The sequence below is a fragment of the Agrobacterium sp. 16-2014-1-2a genome (assembly GCF_053522705.1).
Window position 1 is genome coordinate 15,992 of the sequence record NZ_JBNWBX010000007.1, and the last position, 23,219, is coordinate 39,210.

Here is a 23,219-nt window from a genome sequence, read left to right on the forward strand (position 1 = left end):
CCCTGTCCGTGACGGCAGATACCTAAAACGAAAGTCCTGCCCGGAATTTGGTCCGGGCAGGACATTTGTGAAAAGCCGATTTTTCTTGCCGTCGCTCTGGTTACTTGCGGTAGGAAAGACCACCCCAGATACGGCCTTCGTCTCTGTGGCGGCCACCGTGTACTGCACCAATATAAGCAGCGGCAGCAGAAACGAGTGCGGAAGCGGCCAGCAGGAACGCGGTCAGAATGCCTGCGACGCGCGCTTTTTCTGCAGCATCCGCAGCTTTGGCCTTGGCATCGTCCAACGCCTTCTGCGCCTCAGCCTTCAGGGTTTCGACCTGCTTCTGTGCTTCATCAACCTTCTTCTGCGCTTCCGCCCTGACGGCCTGCACGCGTTCAACCGTCTGGTTTACGCGCGTTTGCGCATCCGTCTGGCTGATGTTAGTGCGGGCAGCGACCTGATTGGCGAGCCATGTCTTGTCGGCATCAGATATCTCACCGGTTGCAAGAAGATTGCCGAGGATGCCGCTGATCTGGCGCTGATAGTCGCCGGCGCTCTGGTCACCCGTCAGAGGGGCAGCGGGCGCATCGGTTCTCAAAAGACTATCCGTGAAATAGTCGATTGGATTGGCTTTCAGGCCCTGCGGAAGCATTTGCTCGATGCTGGGCGCTGCAGCCTGACCGGCTCCTTGTGCCAGACCACCTGCTGCGCTGCCAGCGCCGGAAATGATGCCGCCCGCAAGTTGGCCAGCACCCTGAACGGCGCCACCGACTGCGGAACCCGTTGCCTCAACAGCGGTCTGCGCCACGCTGCCGACAGCTTTGGCGCCACCGGACAGCACGCCGAGCGCGAGAAACGCCGAGACGACCGTGCCGAGACCCCATACGACCAGGCCATTCACACCATCGCGGACGGTCAATTCGTTCCTGTCGGCAGCGCCGGCAGGCCGACGCATGCGGCCGGCAATATAGCCACCCAGCATATAGGAGCCGACCATGGAAATGATGACGAAGAGCGCGGTTATGATGAGCCAGACTGTGCTGACCTCGCCGCCATTGTCCGCCGAGATTGAACTCAGGCCCAGGCCGCCCGCGAACGCGGTGAGAATAGCCATGGCGCCCGAGGAAATGACGGCACCGGCGAAAATCGCTGGCCAATCCACGTAGCTGCGGTTTGGATTCGTTTCGATACCCGTTGGATCAACCATCAGCGTAGCCCCAACAATGAGAGGATGAACAGGACGACGACGACGAGGCCGACTAGATAGATGATGGAATTCATGCGATCTCCTCCGAATGGACGATCAATCCTCCGCGTAGCGGCGATTATATGCAGTGAGACATGCGAGCTGATTGCTCCTTCACCAAACTCGCCGCGCTCCAAAAAGTTTCACGACTTCTCGTTGCTTCGGAATGATTTTGCGCAATTCCACCGGCGAGGTGACGAAAGAAATGTGCTCGTGGTCGGCAAAGAGAGGTCGCCGAACGCAGGCAAGCAGCATGACCAGCCAGACACAAGCCACCCGAACCAGATTGCGACCGAAGGAGATATACCATGTCTGCAATCGATCGAATTGGCTCCACCGCCTCGCTTTACATACGCCCGCGGCCACAGGACGTTTCCCAGGCCGTGCCCGATCCCACACCCGAACGGTCGGCATCGTTGATCGGAGGGGGCGCCGCGCCTTCGCTCTCCTCCAATCTTGCCAACGCACTCTGGTCACTCCGGGGGCAAGAGGGCGGAATAGAAGAGACCCCGCTTGAGGGCGGCGGAACAGGCTCCGATGAGGCCGAGCTTAGCCGCTGGGCAAATATGAGCCTTGGTGAGAAAATCCGGGCCCAATATCTGGAGGCGCGGGGATTGTCCGAAGGCGACCTTGCCGCCATGCCGCCCGACGAAAGGAAGGCAATAGAGGACGAGATCCAGAAAGCAATAAGGGTCGCGATGGAAGCTCCAAAAGACGATGACGTGAGCGTGCTCGCCGGCCTTTAAGCGTGACATGCCTTCGGGGGCACTGCGCAGCGCTACGATCTGATACATAAATGCTGGTTTCAGGAAACATGCCGGATACCTGCGGGGAAGATCATTGCCTGATCTATTTCGGATCAGGCAGGAGTTCCCATGAAGAGGCAGATTTTATTCGCCGTCGCCCTATCGGGTGCGGCAGCAGGTTTTGGAACCGTTTATTCGCGCTCAGCGGACACGCCGCCGGAACTTGCCTCTCCCATCTATGGTGTCACGCTTCCTGAAGGATATCGTGACTGGAAGTTCATCGCGCCCGCGCAGGAAGCGCCGCCGCTGGACGAGCTTCGCGCTGTTCTGGCAAACGATGTCGCCGTCGACGCCTACAAGAGCGGAACCCTGCCCTTTCCCGACGGCTCGATACTGGTGAAGCTCGCTTATAAGCGGCAGCAATCCACGGAGTTTCCGCCGGCCACGGTTCCGGGCGCGGCGACCACAGTGCAGGTGATGGTGAAGGACTCCAGGAAATATGCCGCCAGCCACGGCTGGGGCTTCGGGCGGTTTGTCAACGGCAAGCCGGTGGATGCCGCCCAGCATGAGACGTGCCTCTCCTGCCACGAGGGCAACGTCAAGGACCATGATTTCGTCTTCACGCGATATGCACCGTAACCGATGCCGGGGCTCAGGCGATTTCGCCTTCGCGACTGTTCGCGGAAAGGCGGCCTCTACACTCGATTACAAATTCACCGAAGCCCGGACACATCAGGGATACGTGAGGCCGAGAGATTGGCGCCATCGCCGGGTCGCCTTCGCCGCCCGGAGCCCCGAACTCCTGCCTGAAAGGACACGATGATGACGTTTCTGGTCATTGCCTATCTCGGAGGGGCGCTGACAATTCTCAGCCCCTGTATCCTGCCCATCCTTCCCTTCGTTTTTGCGCGGGCGGGGCAACCGTTCCTGCGCAGCACGCTGCCACTGCTTACGGGAATGGCGGCAACCTTTTGCGCCGTCGCCACGCTTGCCGCTGTTGGCGGGAACTGGGCGATCAGCGCCAATGAATATGGCCGGCTCGCGGCTCTTGCGCTGCTTGCGGTCTTCGGTGTCGGCCTGATTTCGCCCCGCGCGGCCAGCATCATCACCCGCCCGGTCGTTGAACTCGGTAACCGGCTCGCCAATGCCGCCGGCAAGCCCGGGTCAGTACCGACGATTGCGGGCTCCCTGATACTCGGCATCGCCACGGGCCTTTTATGGGCACCCTGCGCGGGACCAATCCTCGGGCTTGTCCTGACGGGGGCGGCCCTGAAGGGGGCCAATCTGGAAACGAGCCTGCTGCTTGCCACCTATGCCGCCGGGGCAGCGACATCCCTTGCCGTTGCCATCCTCGTCGGCGGCCGGGTATTTGCGGGTATGAAGCGGTCTCTGGGTTTCAGCGAGCGGATTCGCCAGGCGCTTGGCGCGGCGGTGCTTGCCGGCGTCACGGTCATCGCACTCGGGCTTGATACGGGTTTCCTGTCGCAGATTTCCTATGCGAGTACGGCATCCTTCGAACAGCAGGTGCTCGATCGGCTCCACACCGCCAAAGCGCCTGAAGCGGCGACCGCAGGCGCCAGCGCCAGCGCTGCCCCGGCCCGGTCAGAGCTGCCGGTTGAGGGCAAGGCTCCATCCCTCGACGGCGCCGTCGAGTGGCTAAATTCCCCACCGCTCACGCGCGAACAATTGCGCGGCAAGGTCGTCCTCGTCGACTTCTGGACCTATTCCTGCATCAACTGCATCCGCACCATTCCCTATGTGCGGGCGTGGGCAGACAAATACCGCGATCAGGGCCTCGTCGTCATCGGTGTCCACGCCCCCGAATTCGCCTTTGAAAAGAAGATCGACAATGTCAGGCAGGCCGTCGCCGGCTTCAAGATCGATTACCCGGTGGCAATCGACAATGATTACAAGATCTGGCGCGCCTTTGATAACAGCTACTGGCCAGCGCATTACCTGATCGATGCCAAAGGCCAGATTCGCTACCACCATTTCGGCGAAGGCGATTATCGGCAGACAGAAGAGGCGATCCAGGACCTGCTGCGCGAAGCCGGCAGTAGCGCTTCCTCCAGCGCACCGGTGAGCCCGGAGGCGACAGGGGCTGAAGCCGGTGCGGATATCGGGCACATGCGCTCCGGCGAAACCTATATCGGCTACCGGCAGGCTGAGAATTTCGCATCTAACGAGGCGGTGCGCGCGGAAACGCCGCGCGACTACTCCGTCACGACGCCTTCCCTCAACGAATGGGGACTTTCCGGTACCTGGACGGTTGGCGCGGAAGCGGCGACACTTGGTGCGACTGATGGCGGCATAACCTACCGCTTCAGCGCCCGTGACCTGCATCTGGTCCTTGGGCCGGCAAGCGCCGGAAAACCGGTTCGTTTCCAGGTCACCATCGACGGGCATCCGCCGGGTGCGGATCACGGCGCCGATACGGACGCCCAGGGCAATGGCGTCGTCAACTCAACCCGTCTTTACCAGCTCGTTCGCCAGTCCGGCACCGTCGAAGTGAGAACCTTTGCCATCCGCTTCCTCGACCCCGGCGTGCAGGCCTATGCCTTCACGTTCGGCTGAACCCGCATTTTCCTTCCATTTCACATTAAACCAAAGGAAAAACATGATGCACCGTCGTCTCATGCCAAAATTCGCGATTGCCATAGCAACTGCACTGATCGCTTTTGCCGCACAGGCGGCGGAGGTGAAGAATATCGTCATAGTCCATGGCGCGCTGGCCGATGGTTCGGCCTGGCGCCGGGCGACAGAGATCCTTCAAAGCCGCGGTTTTAACGTCACGATCGTGCAGGAGCCCATCACCTCGCTTGCCGATGATGTGGCGGCCGCCAACCGTGTCCTCGATCTCCAGCAGGGCCCGAGCCTGCTCGTCGGGCACAGCTACGGCGGCATGGTGATTTCGGAAGCCGGTAACCGGCCGGATGTGGCCGGGCTGGTCTATGTCGCCGCCTTCCAGCCGAAGAAGGGAGAGAGCCTTCTCGACCTCGCCGGCTCCAAACCGCCGGCCGGCAACGGCATCAAGCCGACGAAGGATGGCGCGTTCCTTTATCTCGATCCGGCCGTCTTTGGACAAGATTTCGCCGGCGATCTGCCGCATGAGGACGCAACCTTCATGGCAAGAAGTCAGGTCTTCGCCGCCAAGGCCGCCTTTGCCGCCAAGGCCGGCGAACCCGCCTGGGAAACCAAAAAAAGCTGGTCGATCGTCGCAACGCAGGATAGGTCGATCAACCCCGATCTCGAGTGCGACATGGCCAAGCGCGCTGGCAGCGCGGTGACCGAGATTGCGGCAAGCCATGCGGTCTTCGCCTCCCAGCCCGATAAGGTTGCAGACGTCATCGAACAGGCCGCCCGGCAATCCTCAAAGTAAGCGCACCTCGGTAAGATGAAATGCAGCCGCCCTAGACACCGGGGCGGCTGTTTGCGTTGGAAGGGCAAGCCAAATGTATCAGTCTGTATCCGGAATGCGCCCTGCTACAAAACCATTCACATTCGCCTCCCTTGGGACACATCGAGGATACACGCACCCCGTTACCTGTCCGGCATCCAACACGGACAGGAGAGATAGCAAATGACTTCCGAGATCAATTTCCAACGCCGCCGCTTCTTCGGCATTGCCGCAATGACGGTTGCCGCCGTCGAATTCGGGGCCACAGGCCTTGCTCATGCCAAGGGCGAAGCGCCTGCGCCTCAGCCGTCAACCGGACGCGACGGAGCGACCTCCTTTGGCGCCCTTAAGCAGGTTGAAGCGGGTGTACTTAGCGTCGGTTACGCAGAAGCCGGCCCCGCAGACGGCCCAGTCGTGCTGCTGTTGCACGGATGGCCTTATGACATCTACAGCTATGTTGATGTCGCACCCATCCTTGCATCGGCTGGATATCGGGTACTCATCCCCTATCTGCGCGGATATGGCACGACCCGTTTTCTCTCGGACGACACGGCACGCAACGGACAGCAGGCGGCGCTTGCGGTCGACATGATTGCCTTTCTCGACGCACTCGGCGTCAAACAGGCCGTCGTGGCAGGTTATGACTGGGGCGCTCGCACCGCCGACATCATGGCCGCACTCTGGCCCGAGCGTTGCACCGGGCTCGTATCGGTCAGCGGCTATCTCATCGGCAGTCAGGAAATCAATAGAAAGCCACTTCCGCCCAAGGCGGAACTTTCGTGGTGGTATCAGTTCTATTTCGCGACGGAACGCGGCCGTGCGGGCTACGCAGCGAACACCCGCGACTTCGTGCGCCTGATCTGGCAGACGGCATCTCCGACCTGGAAATTCAGTAACGAGACCTTCAATCGTTCGGCCCCCGCATTCGACAATCCCGACCATGTGGCCATCACCATCCATAACTACCGCTGGCGGTTGGCACTGGCAGACGGGGAAGCCAAGTACGATAATTACGAGCGCCAGCTTGCAAAACTTCCCGTCATCACCGCGCCGACGATAACATTGGAAGGCGACGCCAACGGTGCTCCGCATCCGGACCCTTCCGCCTATGCATCAAAGTTTTCCGGCAAATACCAGCACCGCAACATCAGCGGTGGCATAGGCCACAACCTTCCGCAGGAAGCGCCAGAGGCTTTTGCCAGGGCTGTTCTGGACGTCGCAAAGCTTTAAACTTGCCGAAGCCCGCGAACCGTTATCTTACTGCATGTGACAGCGGGGCGCGCGGTAGCGGGCCACTCGAACCGTCCGGACGACGAAGGCATCCAATGGACCATATCGACCATATTCTCGTCGTGGACGACGACAGGGAAATCCGGGAGCTGGTCTCCAGCTACCTGAAGAAGAACGGCCTGCGTACGAGCGTGGCGGCCGATGGACGGCAGATGAGAAGTTTTCTCGACGGCAATACCGTCGATCTCATCGTGCTCGACGTGATGATGCCTGGCGATGACGGGCTAGTTCTATGCCGCGAGTTGCGGGCGGGGAAACACAAAGCCACGCCGGTGCTGATGCTGACCGCCCGGGATGACGAGATGGATCGCATTATCGGGCTCGAAATGGGCGCCGACGACTATCTGTCGAAGCCCTTCGCTGCCCGCGAACTTCTTGCGCGGATCAAAGCCATCCTGCGCCGCACGCGGATGCTGCCTCCCAATCTGCAGATCAGCGAGGCCGGGCAGCTCCTGACCTTTGGTGAGTGGCGCCTCGACACGGTGGGCCGTCACCTGCTCGACAGGGAGGGCACGACCGTGGCCTTGAGCGGCGCTGAATACCGGCTCCTCAGGGTCTTCATCGATCATCCCCAGCGCGTCCTCAACCGGGACCAGCTGTTAAATCTCACTCAGGGCCGCGATGCCGAACTTTTCGATCGGTCGATCGATCTTCTCGTGAGCCGCGTGCGCCAACGGCTGGGGGATGACGCGCGCGAACCCGTCTATATCAAGACGGTGCGGGCGGAAGGCTATGTCTTTGCGGTGCCCGTGGAGATTTCGGAGCCGAGGGTATGAACGGCCCACGCCTGCTCGCCGGCTGGTGGCCGCGCTCGTTGCGGTCCAGACTTTTCATCATCCTGTTTGCGGGCCTCGCCATTGCCTACGGTCTGTCGTTCAGCATCCTCTTTGCGGAACGATATATGTCGGCAAAGGCGGTCATGCTCGGCACTCTTGAGCAGGATCTGGCTGTATCGATCGCCATAATCGACCGCCTGCCTGCGGAAGAGCGGGCGCAATGGGTCCATCGCCTGAGCCGCAGCAATTATCAACTCGTCCTCGGCCCGGGTGTTCCAGGTGTTTCCGACATGTCTGGCCGCGGCGCTGAAATTGCGCAGAGGATCGAGGAGGCCGCAGGACACCGTTTCCCCGTCAAGGTCGAGTCCATTCCCGGCGACGGCAAGCGGCTTCAGGCGCATCTGACGCTATCGGACGGCTCACCCCTGACAATTGAGGTGACACCGCGCGGCGTGATGCCGCTGGCGGAGTGGCTGCCTTATGTCTTCGCCGCGCAGATGGCGCTTCTTGTTCTGTGCACCTGGTTTGCAGTGCGACAGACGACCAGACCGCTCAGCGCGCTGGCTGCGGCAGCCGAAGCGTTGGATCCGGGGGAAAAGGGGTTGCCGATGAGTGAGAGCGGCCCAAGCGAAGTTGTCCACGCCGCCCGCGCCTTCAACGCGATGCGCGATCGCGTCGCCCAATATCTCGAGGAGCGGGTCCAGATTCTTGCGGCGATTTCGCACGACCTGCAGACGCCCATCACCCGGATGCGGTTGCGGGCCGACATGGCAGACGATACGCCGGAAAAGGAAAAGCTGGTCAGTGACCTGCGTGAAATCGAACGTCTAGTACAGGATGGTATCGCTTATGCACGCAGCGCTCATGGCAATGGCGAGAAATCCTCACGTATCGATCTGGCCTCTTTCATCGATAGCCTAGCCTACGACTATCAGGATACCGGAAAAGCAGTCACGGTTGACGGTATGGTGCGCGGCACAGTATCGACAAAGCCACATGCCCTGCGAAGAATCCTAACGAACTTGATAGATAACGCACTCAAATTCGGGGGCAGCGCGGAAATCAAGGTCGACCGGCGCACTGAAGGCACCGTGGTCATCACGGTGCTCGATCGTGGGCCGGGCATCCCCGACGAGATGCTGCAAAATGCCATGCAGCCCTTTTTCCGGATTGAAACCTCGAGAAACCGCGACACCGGCGGAACAGGACTCGGACTTGCGATCGCGCAGCAGCTCGCCGGAACAATCGGCGGCTCGGTGCGCCTCTATAACAGGCAAGGCGGCGGGCTTGCAGCCGAGGTGGCTTTTGCCTGAGAGGAACGCAGATCAACGATAAGTATCCCTTATCATTTGATCAGCACTGGCTCCGGTACAACGACGGCTTAGGCCCTTGTTGAAGTAAGCACTTCGCCAGATGGTCTGCGCCTCTCAGCAACTGCAACCGTCGGCAATGCCGATTCGGCGTCGTGACGAACCAGCCATGCTATGACCGCAGAATCGGCAGCTTTCCTCAAAGTCTCCGACATCAAATTCGTGTCGAGAAAAATCAAAGCTCGACGCCTTTATGAGCGCGTCTGTTTTCATCGATGATACCGTCGAAATCGATATCCGTACCCGGCTGCGATGAAAGACGACTATAGAATTTCGCAGCGGGTTCACGTCCTGCCTCACGAGCCTCATAGGTTTCGAGCGCGCGCTCGACGATATCGGCAATCGTGCGATTTTCTCGGCGGGCTAGCTTATGGGCGAGGTCGCGCGCTTTGGAACTGCGGACGGATAGTCGCAGTGTTACCATTGAGTGCTCCTTTCTCTGGATCCACAGTAACTCAAATTGAAATGGCCATCGAGATGGCTATCTAGTATTGCTGATTTGGCGCCCCGTGGTTTGGTCATCATGCGTGTTCGTTCCGCGTGGAGGCCAACACATCCCATCCTCGAACACCATACTTTAAGCAATTTCTGCCGCAGAGGGCCGCCAAAGTGCTTTTGATGCAGGTTTTGTCATGGCTTCACCGAACGCCGCATTTCGAGCCTGGTGACGTTGTACTTAGCTCATACACGCTTACAATCGGTCATTTTCTCACGCATTCCTTATCTGCACAAAGCACCTGAAAAATGCGCGAAAAAACCATGGTAAAACGGCAAGCCGCCAATCCATAGCAGGACCCCAAACGGGCCGCCGACCTGGCCACCGCAGAACTCCCACCAAAATATCGAAAAGTTGGCGACTGAAGACCAGTAACAACGATACTTTTCGATACAGTTTTGCAGTTTCCGGAAACATGCCGGATACGCCGATCCGTCACAAAGCTCCTATCACGAAACGCCGCAACAGCGGCAAAATGAAAGGAACCTCCCGTGACCAAGATCGAGACTGTTCTTTATACCGGCAAGACCCACACGATCGGTGGGCGCGACGGATCTGCGCAAAGCGACGATGGCGCGCTTGGCATCAAGCTTTCCCCTCCGGGCAGCGGAAAGCCGGGCACGAATCCCGAGCAGCTTTTTGCGGCAGGCTGGTCGGCATGTTTCATCGGCGCGATGACAAAGGCGGCGGCAAAACACCAGCTCCGGCTTCCCGCCGACACCACTGTCGATGCGGAGGTTGACCTCGGCACGACGGGTGGCGAATTCTTTCTGCAGGCTCGCCTGACTGTCAGCCTGCCCGGTATCGATCGTCCCATCGCGCAGACGATAATAGACGATGCCCACCAGATCTGCCCCTATTCGAAGGCAACCAGGGGGAACATCGATGTTACGCTCATTCTCGCTTAAGCCGATGGTTTCCGCCCGCGCGCTTGCCATCGCCATCGTGTTTGCGGCGATATTTGCAGTGCCATGCGTATATGACGCAACATCCGACGAGCCCTCGCCGCTTGCGGGACTTCTGGGCGCGGTTTCATCGATCTGACCTCAAGGAAACGGCTCGGCGCCCCGCCGCGGCCGTTTTCGCCAACACTTCTTCCTGCCATCCCTCTTGGTAACGCAGTCGCGTTGCGCAACGCCCTGCGGCAAGCGGACAATCTGTCCACCACCCTTTCACGATATCGGAGACCGGCCTGCCGGTGGGCAAGCGGGTACTGCCTATGGACGCAGGGCTGCCGAAGACGCCATCTGAACACGGGTCAAAAATCAGGGAAGGTCATGTCTTGCGTCACTCCATCGTTGCGCTACGGTTGCGATCAGGGATTTTCACTGGAGGGACTAAGGTATGTGCAACCATTGCGTGATCGAGAACGTGAAAAAGAACATGCTGTCGCGACGCTTGCTGTTCAAGGGCGCCGTGGTCGGTGTAACGGCGATGACGGCTGGCAGCCTCGCGGCCCCGGTGCTTGCGCAAACACCCAGACAGGTTATCGATCTCACACATACATATGATTCCACATTCCCTACATTCGATGGCAAGCCGGGCATAGAATACGAGTGGGCAGCTCAGATAGCCAAGGACGGTTATCAGCTCCACAAACTCACGATCTACGAACATACCGGAACGCATATTGACGCACCTTTCCACTTCAGCGCCGACGGGGCGAGTGTCGATCAGTTGGAACCGCAGAAACTTGTCGCGCCGCTGGTCATCATAGACATCACAGACCGCGCAAAAGAGGATGCCAATTCCACGATCGAGGCCGAAGACATCGAGCGCTGGATATCCGCAAATGGCGACATCCCGGCAGGTTCGATCGTCGCTCTGCGCTCCGGCTGGGCAACCAGAGTAAAGAGCCCCTCCTTCCGCAATGACGACGCCGGAAAATTTGCCTTCCCCGGTTTCGGCAAGTCGGCAACCGACCTTCTGCTCAAGCACGATACGGTCGCAATCGGTGTCGACACGCTCTCGCTTGATCCTGGCAACTCCGCCGATTTCGCAGTTCACAATTCCTGGCTCCCGGCAGGGCGCTACGGCATCGAAGGCCTCAACAACCTTGAGGCTTTGCCAGTAAAGGGCGCGACAATCGTCGTCGGTGCGCCTGCACATCGAGGCGGAACGGGTGGTCCGGCCCGCATTCTGGCTCTGGTCTGAGCGCAGCATGGCGGGGCGCCCCCGGACCCAGCAACCGCTTACCTGCCGCATCAGATCAATCCGCTCAGCATCCGCCGCAGTCTTCGAGGAAAGGCTGGGCGATGCTTCGCCCCGCGCTTGCCAGGAAGAATTCCAAGCGGTGACGTCGCGAAGAACATATTTTCTTGCCGCATAACGTTAGGTCAAGAAACCACCGCAAGGGAAGGTTTCGATAGATAATCGACGCCTGTATTGCCGTTTAGGGAGGGCTCAGGCGCACCACCGTCACTTTTTCCTTTTGCGCCCAGCGGTCGTCACGTCGCAGCTCTTCCCACCCCCGCCAGTTAAGGCCAGGCAGACATGTTTTCCGGCTCTCTGTAACGCGACGCGGGCGTCCCGGATGTCTGGCGACCTGCTCTAATCGGTAGGCACGATTTGCATTGACTGGCCTTTGAACGAGGTGCCGCGCTGCAAGGCGATCATGAGGAATGAGGGCTCCAATCAAGTATGATCCACTATATGGACCTTATAGATGCGCAAATTAACTGCATAAATCCGTATATTTACTGTTGATTTCATGAATTTTCCTGTGTATCCCGAATACATGATTTTGTAACGGTCCATATTGTGGAGGCAATATCCCGATACATTCAGACCTTTGGAGGGGTCTGGCCTGTCTGGCAACAACAGCTATCCTGATGTCGCGGTCGTGGCACGGACATCCTGTTTTGCAGACATGTTCATTGCGAAGGTTGTTCTGTGGGAGAGGAGGCCCCGATGACCATGACCGCAAACGCGAATGACGACGTATTTGTACTCGATGGCGAACTGTTGCACACCGGACAGGTAACAGGCTCCTGGTTCATGCGCCCCATCGAGGCCGTGGCGGCGGTGCTGCTGGCGGTGATGATCGGCCTGCTTCTGCTGGGCGTGACGTCACGTTATGCCCTGCATCTGCCGATTGTCTGGATCGATGAAACGGCGTCCTTGTGCTTTCTGTGGTTTGCCATGCTGGGCGCGGCAATCGCCATCGATCGCAGTGAACACCTGCGCCTCACGCTGTTTCTTAACATGTTTCCCCAACGTGTTCTGGGCTATATCAATTCCCTGGCACTGGTGCTGGTGGCGACATTTCTTGCGGCAATCATCAAGCCCGCCATGGAATACGCCATCGAGGAGTGGGTGGTCACGTCAGCGGCGCTGAATATTCCGATGTCGTTTCGCGCTGCGGCGCTGCCGGTCGGCGCCTGTCTTATGCTGCTTTTGGTGCTCAACAATCTCTTCCGACGAGAAAATCTGCGCGATATCATTGCGGCCCTTGTAACGGTCGGGGTTGCCTCCGGCCTGCTCTATCTGGCATCGCCGATGCTGGAATCCCTCGGCAATTTTAATCTGGCGATCTTCCTCGGCCTGTTCGTTGCGGTATTTCTGGTGCTGGGTGTTCCGATTGCCTTCTGCTTCGGCCTTGGAACCCTCGCCTATCTGACCTTCACCACCTGGGTTCCGACCATTGTGATGATCGGGCGCATGGATGAGGGCATGTCCGGCATCATTCTGTTGTCAGTGCCAGTCTTCGTGCTGCTGGGCTGCGTGCTCGATGCAACCGGCATGGGTAAGGCGATTGTCGAGCTTCTCTCCTCGATGTTTGGCCACATTCGCGCGGGCATGTCCTATGTTCTGCTCGGTTCTCTGTTTCTTGTCTCCGGCATTTCCGGCTCCAAGGTTTCTGATATGGCAACCGTCGCACCGGCGCTATTTCCGGAAATGAAGCGCCGTGGCCACAAACCCAAGGAAATGATCGCGCTTCTGGCCACCGGCGCCGCCATGGCCGATACGGTTCCGCCCTCAATCGTGCTGATCGTTCTGGGTTCCGCGGCAGGTGTGTCTATTGCCGGCCTCTTCACCTCCGGTTTCATGATTGCAATGGTACTGCTTCTGGTGCTGGCCGTTCTGGCCCGCTGGAAGGCGCGGGATGAAAACATGGAAGGCGCAAAGCGAACGCCATGGCCGCAGGTCGGCAAGGCAGCCCTGATTGCCGCACCGGCGCTCGTTCTGCCCTTCCTTATCCGCAGCCTGGTCGGCGGCGGTGTCGCCACGGCAACCGAAGTCTCCACTATTGCCGTGCTCTACGCCATGATCGTCGGCGCAGTGCTTTATGGCGGCATCAGCCTCAGGAAGCTTTATTCGATGCTGGTCGAGACGGCAGCCCTTTCAGGGGCGATCCTGCTGATCCTCGGCTGTGCATCGGCCATGGCCTGGGCGCTGACGCAGAGCGGCTTTGCTTTCCAGCTGACCGCGATGATTACCGATCTTCCGGGCGGCTGGATGACCTACATGGTCGTGTCGATCCTGATTTTCATGATCCTGGGCTGCGTCCTGGAAGGACTGCCAGCAATCGTTCTGCTCGCGCCGATCATGTTCCCGATCGCCCGCACGCTTGGCATCAATGACATCCATTATTCGATGGTCGTGGTGGTCGCCATGAATATCGGCCTGATGGCGCCGCCCATCGGCATCGGCTTTTACATCGCCTGCAAGATCGGCAACGTGTCGCCAGACGAAGCCATGGGTGCCATCTGGCCCTATCTCGCAGCCATGATCATCGGCCTGCTGCTGATTGCAGCAATCCCCGGATTTTCGACCATTCTGCTCTGAGACCGTACCGGGTACGCCCGCCACGCCGATGAATGATAACTGCTTTATTTTGGGAGGAGAAAGCAATGAATATCAACAGACGTACCATACTCGCCGGCGCCGGTTCCGCCGTACTGGCCACCGCCTTCGTGTCGCGCGCCCGCGCTGCCCAATACAATTATAAATATGCCAATAATCTGCCTGCGGCGCACCCGATGAACATTCGCGCCAAGGAGGCCGCCGAGCGTATCGCCAAGGAGACCGATGGGCAGGTCAATATCAGCATCTTCCCCAGCAGCCAGTTGGGTGCCGACACAGACGTTTTGAGCCAGGTGCGCTCTGGAGGCGTTGAATTCTTCACGCTTTCGCCGCTGATCCTGTCGACGCTGGTACCGAACGCATCCATCAGCGGCATCGGTTTCGCCTTCCCGAACTACGAGTCCGTATGGGCGGCCATGGATGGCGATCTCGGTAAATATGTCCGTGGCGAAATTGCCAAGCAGAATCTCGTTGCCATGGACACCATCTGGGATAACGGCTTCCGCCAGATCACCAGCGCTTCCAAGCCCATCGCCACGCCTGCCGATCTCGAAAGCTTCAAGATCCGCGTGCCAGTGAGCCCGCTCTGGACCTCTATGTTCAAGGCGTTCAAATCCGCCCCTGCCTCGATCAATTTCGCCGAGGTCTATACTGCACTGCAGACCGGTGTGGTCGATGGCCAGGAAAATCCGCTGGCGATCATTTCCACCGCAAAGCTGTTCGAAGTGCAGAAATTCTGCTCGGTCACCAATCACATGTGGGACGGGTTCTGGTTCCTGGCCAACAAGCGCGCCTGGGAGCGTTTGCCGGATGACCTGCGCGCCATCGTCGCCAAAAACCTCAACCAGTCCGGCAAGGATGAACGCGCCGACGTGGCGAAGCTAAATGCCTCGGTCAAGGAAGATCTGATTTCCAAGGGCATGACCTTCAACGACACGGATGCGACACTCTTCCGCGCCGCGCTGAAAGAGGCAGGCTTCTATTCCGAGTGGAAAGGCAAATACGGCGATGAAGCCTGGGCCATTCTTGAAAAGGCCGTTGGTGCAAGCCTGACCTGACCGGCCCGTTGAATAGCTGGCCCCGCCCGTAGCGGGGCCAACCCGACTATGTCTGACGATTGGAATGGAGACTGCTTTGACAGGTCGCCTGACGGGAAAACGCGCGCTTGTGTTTGGCGCAGGATCATCGGGGCCGGGTTTTGGCAACGGCAAGGCTGCGGCCGTGCAATTTGCCCGCGAAGGCGCGCGCGTAGCCTGTGTCGATCTCTCCGCTGACGCAGCCGAAGAGACGGCTGAGATCATTCGCCGTGAAGGCTTGGAGGCGATTGCGGTTGCCGCCGATGTCACTGAACTACAGTCCGTATCGGCCACCGTTGCCCGCACCTGCGAGGCCTTTGGTGGCATCGATATTCTGCACAATAATGTCGGCGTGACCCATATGGGCGGGCCGGTTGAGCTGGATGAGGAAAGCTTTCGCGCCTCGGTCGATCTCAATATCGGCTCCGTTTATCGCACCTCCAAGGCTGTGTTGCCGGTGATGTTGGCGCAGGGCGGCGGGGCGATTGTCAATATCTCGTCGCTCGCCTCCATTCGCTGGACCGGCTATCCCTATTTTGCCTATTACGCCATGAAGGCAGCTGTAAATCAGGCGACTGTGGCGCTGGCCATGCAATATGCCCGGCAGGGCATTCGCGCCAATTGCATTCTTCCGGGAATGATCGACACCCCACTGATCTACAAGCAGATCAGCAATCAATATGCGTCTGTCGAGGAAATGGTGGCGGCGCGCAATGCGGCTGTCCCGGTGGGTCGCATGGGCGATGCCTTCGATATTGCCCGCGCCGCCGTTTTTCTCGCATCTGATGAGGCTAAGTTCATCACCGGCGTCTGTTTGCCGGTCGATGGCGGGCAAAGCTGTGCGGTGGGGGCGTTTTCCTGAGATGGCAACAACAACAATCCCGGTAGAAAAAGATCTGACGGGCGCGCGCGCGGTGGACCGGGCTCTGGCGCTGCTCTCAATGGTCGGGAGGCACGCGGAACGCGGCGTGGCGCTTTCGGTCATCGTGACAGAAAGCGGACTGAACAAGCCGACGGCCCGCCGCCTGCTGCTGGCTCTGATCCGCGCCGGCCTTGTGGAGCAGGATGAGGAAACGCGGCGTTATTACCTCGGCGAAGAAACCTATGTGCTGGGGAGCCTGTCATCGCGCCGGTTTGGCCTTCTTCAAATGGCGCAGGACGGCCTGACGCGCATTTCCCGTCGCTCGGAAGATTCGAGCTTCCTTTCCGTGCGCCGTGATACATTTGCCCTGTGCCTTTACCGCGAAGAAGGCACCTGGCCGGTGCGCACCCATGCGCTTCAGGCCGGTTTCGAACACCCCTTGGGTATTGGTGCGGGTTCGCTCGCCATGCTGGCAGCGCTGCCGGACGCCGAGGTGGAAAGTATCATTGCGGCCAATAGCGGGCTTATTGCCGCTAATTATCCCGGCATCACGCTTGAGGGCCTGCGCCGTGATGTCGAGTTGACGAGAGCCAATGGCTATTCGCTAAACCCCGGCCTGATCCTTTCTAATTCCTGGGGTATTGGCGTTGCCATCCGCGCGCCTGATGGCGCGTTAGCGGGAGCGTTGAGCATTGCCGCTGTGGACAGCCGCATGCGGCCGGAGCGCCAGCCGGAACTCGCAGCGCTGCTGCGCGAGGAAGTAACCCGAATCGAGACACGCATCGCAGAAATGATGGCCAGCCGCGCCCGCACGCGCGGTGAAGGCGACACGAAACGGCAAACGAGGAGAACGAGCAAATGAGCAAAGCGCAGATCGTCGGCTGGGCGCATTCGCCTTTCGGCAAGTCGGCCCTTGAAAATACCGAGCAACTGATGGCTTCGGTCGTGGCGCCGGCCATAGACCATGCGGGCGTCGATGTCAGCGATATCGACGGCATTTTCGTCGGCGTGATGAACAATGGCTTCTCGAAACAGGATTTTCAGGGCGCCCTGGTAGCGATGAGCGATGAGCGCCTCGCCTATACGCCGGCAGTGCGTTTCGAAAATGCCTGCTCAACAGGATCGGCCGCCCTCTATAGCGCCATGGACTTCATCGAAGCCGGGCGCGGCCGCATCGCACTCGTTGTCGGCGCCGAAAAAATGACGGCGCTGCCGACCGCAGAGGTAGGCGAAATCCTGCTCTCCGCCTGTTACCGTGCAGAGGAGGCCAATATTCCCGGCGGGTTTGCCGGCCAGTTCGGCCGCATCGCACAGGCATATTTCCAGCGCTACGGCGACCGCTCCGAAGAGCTGGCGATGATTGCCGCAAAGAACCACGCCAATGGCGCGGTCAATCCCTATGCCCATATGCGCAAGGATTTCGGCTTCGATTTTTGCAATACGGTTTCGGACAAGAACCCCTACGTCGCCGGCCCGCTGCGCCGCACCGACTGCTCGCTGATTTCTGATGGCGCTGCCGCAATCATTTTGGCCGACGAGGAAACGGCAGCCACACTCAACCGCGCCATCGGTTTCCGGGGCCGCAAGCATGTCAACGACATCATGGCATTGAGCCGTCGCGATCCGTTGGCCTTCGAAGGCGCGCGCCGCGCCTGGGCCGGCTCGCTGGAACTTGCCGGCGCAACGCTCGACGACCTCTCTTTCGTTGAAACGCACGACTGCTTCACCATTGCCGAACTTATCGAATATGAGGCCATGGGGCTTGCGAAGCCCGGTGAAGGATATCGCGTTGTCCAGGATGGAACGGCGCTGAAGACCGGACGCCTGCCAATCAACCCATCGGGTGGATTGAAATCGAAAGGTCATCCCGTCGGAGCGACCGGCGTTTCCATGCATGTCATGGCGGCGATGCAATTGATGGGCGAGGCAGGCGACATGCAAATTCCCAATGCCTCCCTGGCTGGCGTGTTCAACATGGGGGGCACGGCGGTTGCCAATTACGTCTCGATCATGGAGCGTGTGAAATGACGATGCAAAGTGCCGTGCAGCATCCCGCGGGCGGGGTTGCGCCCTCCACCACGCGGGTGATGAACCTCTCGCATTTCCTGACGCAGGCGGCACGCCGCAACCCGGACCATATCGGTTTCGTCTGGGGTGAAAAGACTTGGAGCTGGGCTCAAATGGAAGCCCGCGTCGACGCAATGGCCCATGCGCTGGAGACTGAATTCGGCGTCAGAAAGGGGGATCGCATTCTGGTGCAGTCCTCCAACAACAATCAGATGTTCGAATCCATGTTCGCATGCTTCCGCGTGGGCGCGGTGTGGGTGCCGACCAATTACCGTCAATCGCCCGATGAAGTTGCCTATCTGGCGAAGGCCAGCGGCGCACGCGGCATGATTTGTGCCAGTGCTTTTCCCGATCATGCAAAAGCCAGCCATGAGGCAAGCACGATCGATTTCAGCATCGCCATCGGTACGGCTGAGTTCGGTGAGGATTACGATGCCATCGTGGCCCGTCATATGGGGCGCAAAGTCAAAAGCCAGGCAGTGGATCGGGATGACCCGTGTTGGTTCTTCTTCACCTCGGGCACCACCGGCCGGCCCAAGGCTGCAGTGCTTACCCATGGCCAGATGGCGTTCGTCATCACCAACCATCTCTGCGATCTGATGCCCGGCACCGGACCGGACGACGCCTCCATCGTCGTTGCCCCGCTTTCACACGGTGCGGGCATTCACCAGCTGGTGCAGGTGGCGCATGGCGCGAAAACCGTGCTGCCGGCGGCGGAAAAGCTCGATGTGCCCGCCGTCTGGGCGCTGATCGAAAAATGGCATATCACCAACGCCTTCACTGTACCGACCATTCTTAAAATGCTTGTCGAAGACCCCTCTGTGGATAGTTTCGATCACTCCTCACTGCGCTATGTCATCTATGCCGGCGCGCCGATGTATCGCGCGGACCAGAAACGGGCGCTTGCAAAGCTCGGCCCGGTGCTGGTGCAATATTTCGGCTTGGGTGAAGTCACCGGTAACATCACCGTGCTGCCGCCTTCTTTTCATAACGCCGAGGACGGTCCGGAAACGCGTATCGGCACCTGCGGCTTCGACCGCACCGGCATGGAAGTGCAGATCCAGAACGATGCGGGCGAGGAAGTTGGCGCAGGCGAAACCGGCGAAATTTGTGTAATCGGTCCCGCCGTTTTCGCCGGCTACTACGATAATCCCGAGGCAAATGCCAAAGCCTTCCGCAATGGCTGGTTCCGCACGGGCGACCTTGGTCATCGCGATGAGAACGGCTTCCTCTACATCACCGGGCGCGCCTCCGACATGTATATTTCCGGCGGCTCGAACATCTATCCGCGTGAAATCGAGGAAAAAATCCTCATGCATCCTGACATCAGCGAGACTGCGGTTCTGGGTGTGCCGGACGCGGTGTGGGGCGAGGTCGGTGTGGCCGTGTGCGTGGCCCGCGAGGGCGCGGATATCGCCGCCATCGATCTGAAGGCCTATCTGGAAGGCAAGATGGCCCGCTACAAACTGCCGAAATCAGTGGTGTTCTGGGATGCCATGCCGAAATCCGCCTACGGCAAGATCACCAAGAAAATGATCCGCGAGGAACTGGAGAAACGCGGTCAGATGCCGGCTTTCGAAGAAAAGCGGACAGGCTGACAGGCGTGACATTCAATCGGGAGGAGACGGTATGACACAAGAGAAAACAGGGACAAAAGGGGCCGTCGCGATCACCGGCGGTGCATCCGGCATCGGTTTCTCCACTGCGCAGCTCCTGATGGCGCGCGGCTGGCAGCCATGGTTGCTGGATCTCAAGCGCGAGGCGCTGGATATAGCCTGCGAAAAGCTCGGTATCGATCTCTCGCGCGGCATCGTCTGCAACGTTGCGGACGAGGCATCGATAGAGATGGCTTTCGCCGCCCTGACCGCGGGAGATTCCGATCATGCGGTTGATCTGGTCGCCGTCGTCAACAGCGCCGGCATCGGTATCGACAAGCTGTCCGTCGACACAAGCGTCGAAGAATTTCGCCGTATCGTTGATGTCAATCTCGTCGGCAGCTTCGCGGTAGCGCGCACTGCCGCACGTTACTGGCTGGAGCGCGATATTGCCGGCTCGATCGTGAATATCAGCTCTGTTTCCGGCATGTGTGGAAATCGTGGCCGCAGCGCCTATGGCGCTTCGAAAGGCGGCGTCAATCTTTTGACGATGGTAATGGCAAACGAGCTGGGGCAATCGGGCATTCGTGTCAACGCGATTGCGCCCGGTCCGGTCGATACCCCCCTCACCCAGGCGGTTCATACTGAAAATGTTCGCGACCAATGGCATAGCCGCGTTCCGATGCATCGCTATGGCAGGACGGACGAGATCGCCTCTGCCGTGGCTTTCCTCGTGTCGGATGACGCAAGCTACATCAACGGACAGGTACTCGCCGTGGATGGGGGCTTCATTACCGCGGGGCTTGCGGTATGACGGAGACAGGCACGCAAGAGCTTCCCCGCCACATCGTCCATCCCGGACCGATAACGCCTGAACGCTTTCGCGCCGTCGGCTGCCATGCCTATCCTGTTACTCTGACGGTCCGGCCCGGCGTAAGCGCCAATGAAGCGATTGCCGATGCCTTTGCGGAGTTGGGGTTCGAAGGTGGTTACGTCAGACTGAAGAACGTACCGATGAAACGGCTGCATTATGTCATGCCGGCAGCCGCACCGGATGACGCACATGCCGCTTGGTACAGCGAAACCTTTTCCATGCCGGGTGGCACAATCATCGATGCCGGCCTGCATATGGGCCGGCGTGATAGCGCGCCGTTTCTGCATTGCCATGGTTCATGGAAGAGTGCCGACGGCGTTGTCTCCATGGGGCATCTGCTGCCTTTTGAGACCGAATTTGCTGTAGAAACAACGCTTGAAGCTCTGGCGCTAGATGGAGCGATCCTTGATGTGCAAAAGGATGAGGAAAGCAATTTCCCCCTTTTTACACCCATCGCGCAGCAGCGCCGCCAGAAGGGTTCGGGTCTTCGGGCACTTTTATGCACAGTGCGCCCCAATACCGATATATGCACGGCACTCGAAGAGGTCTCTACCCAGTTTGGTCTGCGAGAAGCCGAAGTCAATGGAATTGGCAGCCTGGTCGGTGCGGATTATGAAGACGGAACAATCCTCACTGCCTACGCGAGCGAAATCCTCATAAGAAACGGCCGTATCGGCACGGCCGCGTCGGGAGACCGACAAGCAATGCTGGATATTGCGATGGTGGACCTCACCACACATATCAGCGGCGGGCGGCTGGTGCGCGGCAAGAACCCGGTCTGCGTTACTTTCGAGCTACTTCTGACCGAAAGACAGGGGCGCGCCGCATGAGTTGCGCTGAGCAACTCACCGGCCCGCCTGACGACAACTCACGCCGCCTGCGGCTTTTCCGCAGGCAACCACTCTTCCAGCGTCACTTCAAAAGTCATGCAAACCGGGTTAGCTCCGGCGATAAAGGGACCGCCATAAACCGAGCCTTCGGTATCGGCGACGACACCGGTCAGCGAGGCGCGCAGCGAGCCGTCGGGCTGGGCACGCACTTCGCCGGCAATGGAGACGATTTCCACGGCGGGACCGCGTATTTGCAAGAACGCGCCGCTGCGGGTGCCGAGACAGGCATCGACCAGACTGCCCAGCGCGCCGCGCACAAAGGCATTTCTGAAACCTTCGGCAAGGCACAGTTTTTCGACACCGAGAACAAGGTCTTCATTGGGTGCGATGCGGGCATAGGCCACACGCCCCATGGATCCGATTTCGACAGTGTTATGCGTGTTCATCGGCGCGCTCCGTACGGTTCCTGGGTTGAAGAAGGGGAATGTTGGTTTCAGGGTCGAAGGACTGCTGCAGCACGAAACTGTCTAGTGAGGTCACCAGGGCGGAAACGCCGCTCTCGCCAACAATACAGGATTCAGTCAGCAGATGGCCGCCCTTGACCACACCTGCCGCGGTGCGCATGGCGGCATGACAATGAACAATTGGCTCGCCCTTCATGCTGCGCCCGAGCGTAGCATTGCCGAACACAAGCCAGGCTGCACCGGCGTCGATCGGTTTCGTATAGGCAATGACCGCCTTGCCGGAAGGGTCGGGCGGGGCGACGCAATAGGACAATATGTCGAAATAGCCGCCAAGAATGGTGAGCGAGGCATTCTCAATGCCGTTTTCAAAAAGCGGCTGCACGATTCCATCGTAAAGACTGCGGCCCGCCGCAATGAACAGCCGCACGTGGCGCGCGGATGGCGAGTGCAGGCTGTTGATGCGCACCGGCGAGGAAATGCCGGGATGGATCAACGTTCTTGGCCTTGGAAAATGATGCTGTTCTACGGGTGCCACGCCTGCTCCTCCCTGCTGCCTGTACCTTGCAGTACGGTACTTAAAAATCAACGGAAGGTGCTTTCGAATGCCAGCGCCAAACCGCCCGTCGGAAAACATTTCTTTCGCAGTCTGCCGCAGTGACGGCAGATTTTTGCAACGTATTGTGTGGAGACCGGGGATGACGAAACCGCTGGACAGAATTGACCGCAAGATATTGCGCACCCTGCTGGAGAACGGCAGGTTGAGCAATGCGGAGCTTTCGGAAAAGGTGGGGTTGTCGCCCAGTCCCTGCTGGCAGCGTGTCAAGCGGCTGGAAGACGAAGGGGTCATTCGCGGCTATACCGCCATTCTCGATCAGGCCAAGCTTGGACTGAGCGAAACTGTTATCATCGAGGTGATGCTGGAGCGCCACGACGACGAGGTTCTGGAACGCTTCGGAGAGGCGATGGCCGCTCTTCCGGAGGTGCTGGAAGCCTATCTGACGACAGGCGAATATGATTATCTCATCAAGGTGGCGGTGGCAGGAACCGCAGGCTACGAGCAGTTTCTGCGCCGGAAGCTCTACAAGATCGAGGGTGTACGCCACTCCCGATCCTGTTTCGCACTTAAATGCCTCAAACACACATTATCAGTCGTACCCGACCCCGAACCTCCATCAATAGAGGCGACTGGCACCGGCCGCGTGCCGGCAAGATAGCGGCAGCGGATTGCAGGTAAAAAGGTAGTAGTCGCGTTTGCGCCCCCCCCTTCGTTCCTCAGCTGGTGGCTGAACCGACTTGAAATTGTCGTTTCGGGGCAATGGCGTGCCGCAGAAGATCGCAGATG

Annotated in this window: 23 protein-coding genes and 1 pseudogene; 19 read left to right on the plus strand and 5 right to left on the minus strand. The window is 59.3% G+C overall.

Annotated features, from left to right (window positions below):
* Positions 1–100: 100 nt before the first annotated feature.
* On the minus strand, positions 101–1,189 hold the full coding sequence (locus ACQZ45_RS19390; protein ID WP_035199154.1) for a hypothetical protein: 1,089 nt from the start codon (positions 1,187–1,189) through the stop codon (positions 101–103).
* Positions 1,190–1,536: 347 nt separating this feature from the next.
* On the opposite strand from ACQZ45_RS19390, the gene ACQZ45_RS19395 reads away from it, so the two are divergent.
* The 7 genes from ACQZ45_RS19395 (at position 1,537) to ACQZ45_RS19425 (ending at position 8,750) form a co-directional block, all read left to right on the plus strand.
* Positions 1,537–1,974, plus strand: coding sequence for a hypothetical protein (locus tag ACQZ45_RS19395; RefSeq protein ID WP_025596122.1), 438 nt, complete (start codon positions 1,537–1,539; stop codon positions 1,972–1,974).
* 129 nt (positions 1,975–2,103) lie between these two features.
* Positions 2,104–2,613, plus strand: coding sequence for a cytochrome P460 family protein (locus ACQZ45_RS19400; protein WP_112960292.1), 510 nt, complete (start codon positions 2,104–2,106; stop codon positions 2,611–2,613).
* A gap of 180 nt (positions 2,614–2,793) precedes the next feature.
* Positions 2,794–4,548, plus strand: coding sequence for a cytochrome c biogenesis protein DipZ (locus ACQZ45_RS19405; protein ID WP_448742492.1), 1,755 nt, complete (start codon positions 2,794–2,796; stop codon positions 4,546–4,548).
* Positions 4,549–4,594: 46 nt separating this feature from the next.
* Positions 4,595–5,353 carry an alpha/beta hydrolase gene (locus ACQZ45_RS19410; protein ID WP_448742516.1) on the plus strand — a complete coding sequence of 253 codons (759 nt, stop codon included), beginning with the start codon at positions 4,595–4,597 and terminating at the stop codon, positions 5,351–5,353.
* Positions 5,354–5,554: 201 nt separating this feature from the next.
* Positions 5,555–6,601: an alpha/beta fold hydrolase gene (locus ACQZ45_RS19415; RefSeq protein ID WP_112960289.1), complete on the plus strand. Its 1,047-nt coding sequence runs from the start codon at positions 5,555–5,557 to the stop codon at positions 6,599–6,601.
* Between the two features lie 95 nt (positions 6,602–6,696).
* Positions 6,697–7,437 carry a response regulator gene (locus ACQZ45_RS19420; protein WP_112650479.1) on the plus strand — a complete coding sequence of 247 codons (741 nt, stop codon included), beginning with the start codon at positions 6,697–6,699 and terminating at the stop codon, positions 7,435–7,437.
* On the plus strand, positions 7,434–8,750 hold the full coding sequence (locus tag ACQZ45_RS19425; RefSeq protein ID WP_448742493.1) for an ATP-binding protein: 1,317 nt from the start codon (positions 7,434–7,436) through the stop codon (positions 8,748–8,750). Before ACQZ45_RS19420 ends, ACQZ45_RS19425 begins: the two co-directional genes overlap by 4 nt.
* A gap of 113 nt (positions 8,751–8,863) precedes the next feature.
* Here ACQZ45_RS19425 and ACQZ45_RS19430 read toward each other — a convergent pair.
* Positions 8,864–8,986, minus strand: a pseudogene (locus ACQZ45_RS19430) (type II toxin-antitoxin system VapC family toxin); the annotation flags it as partial.
* On the minus strand, positions 8,983–9,231 hold the full coding sequence (locus ACQZ45_RS19435; protein ID WP_448742494.1) for a type II toxin-antitoxin system VapB family antitoxin: 249 nt from the start codon (positions 9,229–9,231) through the stop codon (positions 8,983–8,985). The pseudogene ACQZ45_RS19430 and the gene ACQZ45_RS19435, both read right to left, overlap by 4 nt.
* Positions 9,232–9,794: 563 nt before the next feature.
* Here ACQZ45_RS19435 and ACQZ45_RS19440 point away from each other — a divergent pair.
* The 11 genes from ACQZ45_RS19440 (at position 9,795) to ACQZ45_RS19490 (ending at position 21,413) form a co-directional block, all read left to right on the plus strand.
* Positions 9,795–10,211 carry an organic hydroperoxide resistance protein gene (locus ACQZ45_RS19440; protein WP_112960286.1) on the plus strand — a complete coding sequence of 139 codons (417 nt, stop codon included), beginning with the start codon at positions 9,795–9,797 and terminating at the stop codon, positions 10,209–10,211.
* Positions 10,189–10,347, plus strand: a complete 159-nt coding sequence (locus ACQZ45_RS19445; protein ID WP_162723857.1) for a hypothetical protein — start codon at positions 10,189–10,191, stop codon at positions 10,345–10,347. Before ACQZ45_RS19440 ends, ACQZ45_RS19445 begins: the two co-directional genes overlap by 23 nt.
* Positions 10,348–10,647: 300 nt before the next feature.
* Positions 10,648–11,457 carry a cyclase family protein gene (locus ACQZ45_RS19450; RefSeq protein ID WP_112960285.1) on the plus strand — a complete coding sequence of 270 codons (810 nt, stop codon included), beginning with the start codon at positions 10,648–10,650 and terminating at the stop codon, positions 11,455–11,457.
* Between the two features lie 756 nt (positions 11,458–12,213).
* A complete protein-coding gene (locus ACQZ45_RS19455; RefSeq protein WP_448742495.1) occupies positions 12,214–14,091 on the plus strand; it encodes a TRAP transporter large permease subunit in 1,878 nt (625 codons plus the stop codon).
* Between the two features lie 65 nt (positions 14,092–14,156).
* The gene (locus tag ACQZ45_RS19460) at positions 14,157–15,167 is read left to right on the plus strand and encodes a TRAP transporter substrate-binding protein (protein ID WP_003517515.1); all 1,011 of its coding nucleotides are present in this window, start codon (positions 14,157–14,159) and stop codon (positions 15,165–15,167) included.
* 76 nt (positions 15,168–15,243) lie between these two features.
* A complete protein-coding gene (locus ACQZ45_RS19465; RefSeq protein WP_164876661.1) occupies positions 15,244–16,047 on the plus strand; it encodes an SDR family NAD(P)-dependent oxidoreductase in 804 nt (267 codons plus the stop codon).
* Position 16,048: 1 nt separating this feature from the next.
* The gene (locus ACQZ45_RS19470; RefSeq protein WP_065688964.1) at positions 16,049–16,909 is read left to right on the plus strand and encodes an IclR family transcriptional regulator; all 861 of its coding nucleotides are present in this window, start codon (positions 16,049–16,051) and stop codon (positions 16,907–16,909) included.
* Positions 16,906–18,075, plus strand: coding sequence for an acetyl-CoA acetyltransferase (locus tag ACQZ45_RS19475; RefSeq protein WP_065688963.1), 1,170 nt, complete (start codon positions 16,906–16,908; stop codon positions 18,073–18,075). The genes ACQZ45_RS19470 and ACQZ45_RS19475 overlap by 4 nt, the downstream gene beginning before the upstream one ends.
* Positions 18,072–19,712, plus strand: coding sequence for an acyl-CoA synthetase (locus tag ACQZ45_RS19480; RefSeq protein WP_448742496.1), 1,641 nt, complete (start codon positions 18,072–18,074; stop codon positions 19,710–19,712). The genes ACQZ45_RS19475 and ACQZ45_RS19480 overlap by 4 nt, the downstream gene beginning before the upstream one ends.
* 31 nt (positions 19,713–19,743) lie before the next feature.
* The gene (locus ACQZ45_RS19485; protein ID WP_111800455.1) at positions 19,744–20,523 is read left to right on the plus strand and encodes an SDR family NAD(P)-dependent oxidoreductase; all 780 of its coding nucleotides are present in this window, start codon (positions 19,744–19,746) and stop codon (positions 20,521–20,523) included.
* Positions 20,520–21,413 (plus strand): PPC domain-containing DNA-binding protein, encoded by an 894-nt coding sequence (locus ACQZ45_RS19490; RefSeq protein WP_112286048.1) that lies wholly within the window; start codon positions 20,520–20,522, stop codon positions 21,411–21,413. The genes ACQZ45_RS19485 and ACQZ45_RS19490 overlap by 4 nt, the downstream gene beginning before the upstream one ends.
* A 38-nt stretch (positions 21,414–21,451) precedes the next feature.
* Here ACQZ45_RS19490 and ACQZ45_RS19495 read toward each other — a convergent pair whose 3' ends face one another.
* Together ACQZ45_RS19495 and ACQZ45_RS19500 are read right to left on the minus strand one after the other, a co-directional pair.
* Positions 21,452–21,859 (minus strand): PPC domain-containing DNA-binding protein, encoded by a 408-nt coding sequence (locus ACQZ45_RS19495; protein WP_003508265.1) that lies wholly within the window; start codon positions 21,857–21,859, stop codon positions 21,452–21,454.
* Positions 21,846–22,412 (minus strand): PPC domain-containing DNA-binding protein, encoded by a 567-nt coding sequence (locus ACQZ45_RS19500; RefSeq protein ID WP_025596087.1) that lies wholly within the window; start codon positions 22,410–22,412, stop codon positions 21,846–21,848. Before ACQZ45_RS19500 ends, ACQZ45_RS19495 begins: the two co-directional genes overlap by 14 nt.
* 160 nt (positions 22,413–22,572) lie before the next feature.
* Here ACQZ45_RS19500 and ACQZ45_RS19505 point away from each other — a divergent pair, with 160 nt between their 5' ends.
* The gene (locus tag ACQZ45_RS19505; protein ID WP_025596086.1) at positions 22,573–23,091 is read left to right on the plus strand and encodes an Lrp/AsnC family transcriptional regulator; all 519 of its coding nucleotides are present in this window, start codon (positions 22,573–22,575) and stop codon (positions 23,089–23,091) included.
* Positions 23,092–23,219: the final 128 nt, after the last annotated feature.